This window comes from Bifidobacterium subtile, from assembly GCF_000741775.1.
Classification (GTDB): domain Bacteria; phylum Actinomycetota; class Actinomycetes; order Actinomycetales; family Bifidobacteriaceae; genus Bifidobacterium; species Bifidobacterium subtile.
Genome location: NZ_JGZR01000011.1, coordinates 52,768 through 58,767, shown reverse-complemented (window position 1 = coordinate 58,767; position 6,000 = coordinate 52,768). Strand labels below are relative to the sequence as shown.

Sequence of the window (6,000 nt, the reverse complement as noted above, 5' to 3'; positions counted from 1 at the left end):
ATCGACCTTCAGATACTTGCGCACCGTCGGCTCGCTGACGCCTTCGGCGCGCGCGATCGAAGCGATGGACTCGCCCTCCCTGCGCCGACGACGGATAGAATTGATTCTGGACATGTTGATCATTGCCTTTCCGGCCCTCCTCGATAGATAACGAAGCACTACCAAGGTACAGCCCGACTATGGTCAGCATGCCCCACGCCCAAACCCGAAAAAACTACCTGACCAAAACCACAAAAAACAATTGAACCAAAACAGTCATCGCCTTCCGCCTCGCCGCCGGCACCTTCGCCGCTGGGTTCGGCTCCGTGCTCGTGCTCTCCGCCGTGCTGTCCGCGCTCGGGCTGCTCGCCGCGCTGTGCCTGCACCGCAGCCATTGAGCACGGCATTCGTCCTCGCGGTCCAACCTGCAGATGATTTCTCTGCGGGTCGGACCGCATCCCTCCTCCCTTTCGTAAGCAAAGAGAGGGGAGAACGCATACGAGAGCTGCTCAGAGAAAAAGACAAACTTCTCAGCATCTATGCAGAACTCACCGCAAGGCGTGTGGTTTTCTCGTGTCGTGTTGCATATAGTTTGCCCGTCTTTGGATTTCGGCGTATGAAAATTGGCCAGTTATGAACGTATCTTCGTTATGTGAGGCGTTAACTTGGCCTTGCCCAGGGCTATCTGCGTTGTGTGAGGCGCTAATTCCTTGGTACCCCGAGTATCGCTGGCCGTAAACGGCGGTTTTGGAACGCCTGATACTCAGGCCTCTTCGAAATAACGCCTCACACAACGCAGATAGACCTCTGCAACACCCCAATAACGCCTCACATAAGCGAGATACGTGATTGTGAACTGCGAATTGTAATCAGGAGGCCATATTAAGGCAATATTAATCCACCTTGGGCACCGGCACAGCAATGAGAACTTCCGTCGCGCATACTCAAACGCAAAAAATATCTATTAAAGCCTTATTGCATTCAGCTTGGAACTTTAGGACAGCCCCAGCATCCGCACGAGTCCCCGATCGACTTCTTTCATGGCGTCATCACTTGCTCGCATACCCGTCAGCCTGCAGCGTCCAAATTTCACCGCGTTTCATCGGACAGCCTCAGTGCAAGCCGGCTGGCATAATCCGTAGCCTCGCTTTCGGAAGGAAAAGGCTCCAGTTCCTCACGCGCGAGCCTCACCTCATAAGGAAAGCCCCGATATTCGTTGAAAGCGTTGATGAACATGCGCAGCGCGTCGGCCGGCGTAGTGCCCAGACGCTTGGTAGTCTCCCTGAACAAAGCCGCCTGATTATCGTCAACACGGGTAGCAATTTGCATGCTTATAATATCTCCTTTAATCATTTTGATAATATTTTATATCAATTTCAACCGGATTCGGAGATATTTATTCATACGCAGCTCATATTTCACCCGCACCGATATAGCGCTCAGTATGATGCTCAGTACACCGTCGTCACGTGGGGCTGGGTGGAGACGATGACCTTGCCGGCGCGGATGCTGCAGAGCACTTCAGCGTTCTCGTTGAGCGCCTCGTAGAAGTTCGGGGCGTTCAGGATGATACAGTTCGCCGGCTTACTGACTTCAATGCCGTAACGATCGGTGATATGCAGCGCCTTGGCTCCGTTGTACGTGACATATTTGTAGGAGTCCATGATCTGGCTGTATCCCATGAGCTGTGCCGCATAGACGCCCATGCGCACCACGTCGAGCATGTTCCCCGCGCCAAGCGGGCTCCACGGATCACGGATGTCGTCTTCGCCGAAAGCCGCATTGATGCCGTCCGCGTCCAGCTCCTTGACTCGCGTCAGGCCGCGGCGCTTGGGATACGTGTCGAAGCGCCCGCCCAGATGCATGTTCACGAGTGGATTCGAGACGAAGCTGATGCCTGACATTTTCAGCAGGCGGAACAGCTTGTACGTGTACGCGTCGTTGTAGGAGCCCATAGCCGTGGTGTGGCTTGCGGTGACGCGCTCTCCGATGCCGTTCTCCAGCGCCAGCGTGGCCAGCACTTCCAGATTCCGCGAGGCCGGGTCGTCGATCTCATCGCAGTGGACGTCGACCAGGCGGTCGTTCTTCACCGCCAGATCGATCAGGAATTTCAGGGATTCCACGCCATAATCACGTGTGAATTCGAAATGCGGAATGCCACCGACCACGTCCGCGCCTTCGTTGATGGCCTGCCGCATGAGCTCCTTGCCGTTGGGATATGAGAGAATCCCCTCCTGCGGGAACGCGACGATCTGCAGATCCGCATACGGTTCGACCTCCGCTTTCAGCTCCAGCAGCGCGTGCAGCGCGACCAAGTCGGGGTCGGTGACATCCACATGGCTACGGATGTGCTGGATGCCGTGCCGCACCATCATGTCGATGGTGCGCCGCGCGCGATCCTTGGCATCGGCAATGGTCAGGCTTTTCTTGCGCTCGGACCAGATGCGGATGCCGTCGAACAGCGTTCCGGTCTCGTTCCACTCCGGGTCCCCGGCCGTCAGCGCGGCGTCAAGATGCACATGCGGGTCCACAAAAGGCGGCAGCAGCACGCCGCCCTGCCCGTCGACCACGGTTTCGCCCGGCTGGGGCTGAGGCTTCGCGGCTCTGCCGTTGCAGTCGAATGCGCCATCTCCCTCGCTGTCGCTGTCAGGTGCGCTGCCGTCAGCACCCAAGCCAGCCGTATCACCGCTTATCTGCACAAACACCCCATGCTCGATGCGCACAGTGCTCGTCGCTTCGTCGTTCTCCACATGCACATTGCGAATAATCATGATCGAGTCCTTTTATCTTATTTCAACATCTTGCAACACTCCGCGCAGACATGCCGCCCACCGCCACCTGTCGGCACCAAACTTCGTACAGGCCCCGATTTCGTCAGTGTTTAGCACACCTGTGACCATACATCCGCCATTGTGGTCTATGAGTTCTATTGACGAGCATAACAAGCAGAAGAACACGTTCGGTTTACTATTTTGCCACATAGCAACACCGCCCTTCATGTGCAACTCGCTGTCTGCCCTCCACACGCCTAACCCCGCCCGCGTCACGCCGATGTAGCCTGCGATTGGTAGGGTGAATCCGTAAACACGTCTTCTCTATCTCCCTGCCTCGCGAAAGGGGATCTGGTTTGTCGGCTGAACTTGAGGACATCCATGAGGAATGCGGTCTTTTCGGCGTCTGGGGCCATCCCGACGCCGCTCGTTTGACCTACTTCGGTCTGCACGCGCTGCAGCACCGTGGCCAAGAGGGGGCCGGCATCGTCACGAACGATCACGGCCGACTCATCGGACATCGCGGTCTGGGCCTGCTCACCCAGGTCTTCTCCGACGAACAGGAATTCTCCCGGCTTTCGGGTGAGCACGCGGTGGGCCATGTGCGTTACGCCACGGCCGGCTCGAAAAGCGTGGACAACATCCAGCCCTTCCTCTTCCGCTTCCATGACGGCGATGTGGCGCTGTGCCATAACGGCAATCTGACGAACTGCGTTTCGCTGCGCACCGAGTTGGAAGACGAGGGCGCGATTTTCCGCTCGGATTCCGACACCGAAGTGCTCATGCATCTGATCCGCAGATCGTCGCAATCCGACTTCATGGGCCAGCTCAAGGAATCGCTGAACATCGTCCATGGCGGCTTCGCCTACCTGCTCATGACCGAGCATGCGCTTATCGGAGCACTGGACCCCAATGGTTTCAGGCCGCTGTCGCTGGGCCGCATGACGAACGGCGCCTATGTGCTCGCCTCGGAGACCTGCGCGCTGGACACCGTGGGCGCGCAGCTCGTACGCAATATCGGCCCCGGCGAGATCATCATCGTGGATGACAGCGGCTACCGAATCGAGCAATACACCGACAAGACGCAGCTGGCCATCTGCTCCATGGAGTTCATTTACTTCGCCAGGCCGGATTCCAACATCTACGGCATCAACGTCCATTCGGCCCGCAAGCGCATGGGCAAGCGGCTTGCGCAGGAGCATCCGGTGGACGCCGACATGGTGATCGGCGTGCCGAACTCCTCGCTCTCCGCCGCCTCCGGCTATGCCGAGGAGAGCGGGCTGCCCAATGAAATGGGGCTCATCAAGAACCAGTATGTGGCCCGCACCTTCATCCAGCCGACTCAGGAGCTGCGCGAGCAGGGCGTGCGTATGAAGCTTTCGGCCGTGCGCGGCGTGGTCGAGGGCAAGAAGGTCGCCATCATCGACGACTCGATCGTGCGCGGCACCACTTCGAAGCGCATCGTGCGTCTGCTGCGCGAGGCTGGAGCAGCCGAAGTGCATATGCTCATCAGCTCGCCGCCGCTCAAATACCCCTGCTTCTACGGCATCGACATCTCCACGACCAAGGAACTCATCGCGGCCAAGAAGTCAGTTGATGAAATGCGCGACTACATCGGCGCTGATTCCTTGGGGTTCCTCAGCCTCGACGGGCTGGTGGACTCAATCGGCATGCACGAGGACGCTCCTTATGGCGGGCTGTGCGTGGCCTATTTCAACGGCGACTACCCCACTGCGCTGGACGATTACGAACGTGATTTCCTGCGCTCGCTCACCCCCGACGATCGCACGCGGCTGACCGAATACGCTCGCGAGACCAGCCGTTACGCCGACAACGAATACCGGGTTCAGCCGGCCTACGGGCCGACGGCCTAAACGGCATAGCGTCCTGCCGTGCCTGCGATTGCACTGCGTGGCTGCAGCACTCAGCAACCCGCAATGCTCAGCAGACACAGCACGGCTGCACTCAAAAGCATCGTCCGCCATCATCGCTCAGCACAAACTCCTCAATATCAACCCGCTGAACCAAGCAGCACATCAAAACACACCAACAGCACACCGAAGGAAAGGTCTCTCATGCCACAAGCCTATGAACACGCCGGGGTCAGCGTCGAAGCCGGCTACGAAGTCGTCCGCCGCATCGCCTCGCACGTCGAGCGCACGAAGCGCTCTGGAGTCGTGGGCGGCATCGGCGGCTTCGGCGGCCTCTTCGACCTCGCTTCGCTAGGCTACCGCGAACCGATGCTCGTTTCGGGCACCGACGGCGTCGGCACCAAGCTCATGGTGGCGAAGATGGCCGGCAAGCACGACACGATCGGCATCGACTGCGTCGCCATGTGCATCAACGACATCGCCGCGCAGGGCGCCGAACCGCTGTTCTTCCTCGACTACATCGCCTGCGGCGTCAACGATCCGGCGCTGCTTGAGCAGGTCGTCGCCGGCGTGGCCGACGGCTGCGTGCAGGCTGGCTGCGCACTCATCGGCGGCGAGACCGCCGAGATGCCCGGCATGTATGATGCGGACGAATACGATCTGGCCGGCTTCACGGTCGGCGTGGCGGAGAGGTCGGCCATCGTCGACGGCTCCAGCATCGCGCAGGGCGATACGCTTATCGGGCTGCCCTCGACCGGCGTACACTCCAACGGCTTCTCGCTGATACGCAAGGCGCTGTTCGAGCAGGCGGGCTACAGCGTCGACACCACGCTCGACGAGCTGGACGGCGAAACACTGGGCGCCGTACTGCTCACCCCGACGAAGATCTACGTCAAGGCGTTGCAGCCGCTGTTCAAGGCCGGCCTCGTCAAAGGCGTGGCGCATATCACCGGCGGCGGCTTCATCGAGAACATCCCGCGCATGATCCCGGACGGCCTGGCCGCCCGCATCGCGCTCGGCAGCTGGGATATCCCGCCGATTTTCGACGTCATCGAGCACGCCGGCGGCATCGACCACGAGGAGATGTTCAACGTGTTCAACATGGGCATCGGCATGGTGCTCGCCGTCGATTCGAGTCGCGCCGACGAGACGCTGGATCTGCTGCGTTCCGTGGGCGAGGACGGCAAGGTCATCGGCGAAATCGTCAAGCGCGGCGACGCCGACGTCGAGCTGCGGTAGTTTCTGCCGCGGGGCCTACAGTAGAGACGGCACCTGCGGCCAGCGATAGCAGCAACAGCAACAGCAACAGCAACACGGTAGCGGTAGAACGGAAATCAGCAATCCGTTATCAGGCGGCGTCGCATACGATCTGCGACAAA

Annotated in this window: 5 protein-coding genes; 2 read left to right on the top strand and 3 right to left on the bottom strand. The window is 59.5% G+C overall.

Features of this window, described 5'->3' with window-relative positions:
- The 3 genes from BISU_RS12185 to codA all read right to left on the bottom strand — a co-directional run.
- On the bottom strand, window positions 1–114 hold a 114-nt coding region (locus tag BISU_RS12185), incomplete at its 3' end, for a helix-turn-helix domain-containing protein (RefSeq protein WP_155803826.1).
- Window positions 115–1,068: 954 nt separating this feature from the next.
- Window positions 1,069–1,308, bottom strand: coding sequence for a type II toxin-antitoxin system RelB/DinJ family antitoxin (locus tag BISU_RS09650; protein ID WP_033502973.1), 240 nt, complete (start codon window positions 1,306–1,308; stop codon window positions 1,069–1,071).
- Window positions 1,309–1,430: 122 nt separating this feature from the next.
- Complete coding sequence (gene codA, locus BISU_RS09645) at window positions 1,431–2,750, bottom strand: cytosine deaminase (protein WP_024463494.1); 1,320 nt, start codon at window positions 2,748–2,750, stop codon at window positions 1,431–1,433.
- A gap of 356 nt (window positions 2,751–3,106) precedes the next feature.
- Between codA and purF the strand changes: the two genes are divergently transcribed.
- Complete coding sequence (gene purF / locus BISU_RS09640; protein ID WP_024463495.1) at window positions 3,107–4,624, top strand: amidophosphoribosyltransferase; 1,518 nt, start codon at window positions 3,107–3,109, stop codon at window positions 4,622–4,624.
- A 201-nt stretch (window positions 4,625–4,825) separates the two neighbouring features.
- Complete coding sequence (gene purM / locus BISU_RS09635; protein ID WP_024463496.1) at window positions 4,826–5,860, top strand: phosphoribosylformylglycinamidine cyclo-ligase; 1,035 nt, start codon at window positions 4,826–4,828, stop codon at window positions 5,858–5,860.
- The last annotated feature ends 140 nt before the right edge of the window (window positions 5,861–6,000 follow it).

Bases quoted from the DNA above. Each gene is read 5' to 3' on its own strand.
- BISU_RS09650 (WP_033502973.1), bottom strand. From the start codon at position 1,308: ATGCAAATTGCTACCCGTGTTGACGATAATCAGGCGGCTTTGTTCAGG.
- codA (WP_024463494.1), bottom strand. From the start codon at position 2,750: ATGATTATTCGCAATGTGCATGTGGAGAACGACGAAGCGACGAGCACT.
- purM (WP_024463496.1), top strand. From the start codon at position 4,826: ATGCCACAAGCCTATGAACACGCCGGGGTCAGCGTCGAAGCCGGCTAC.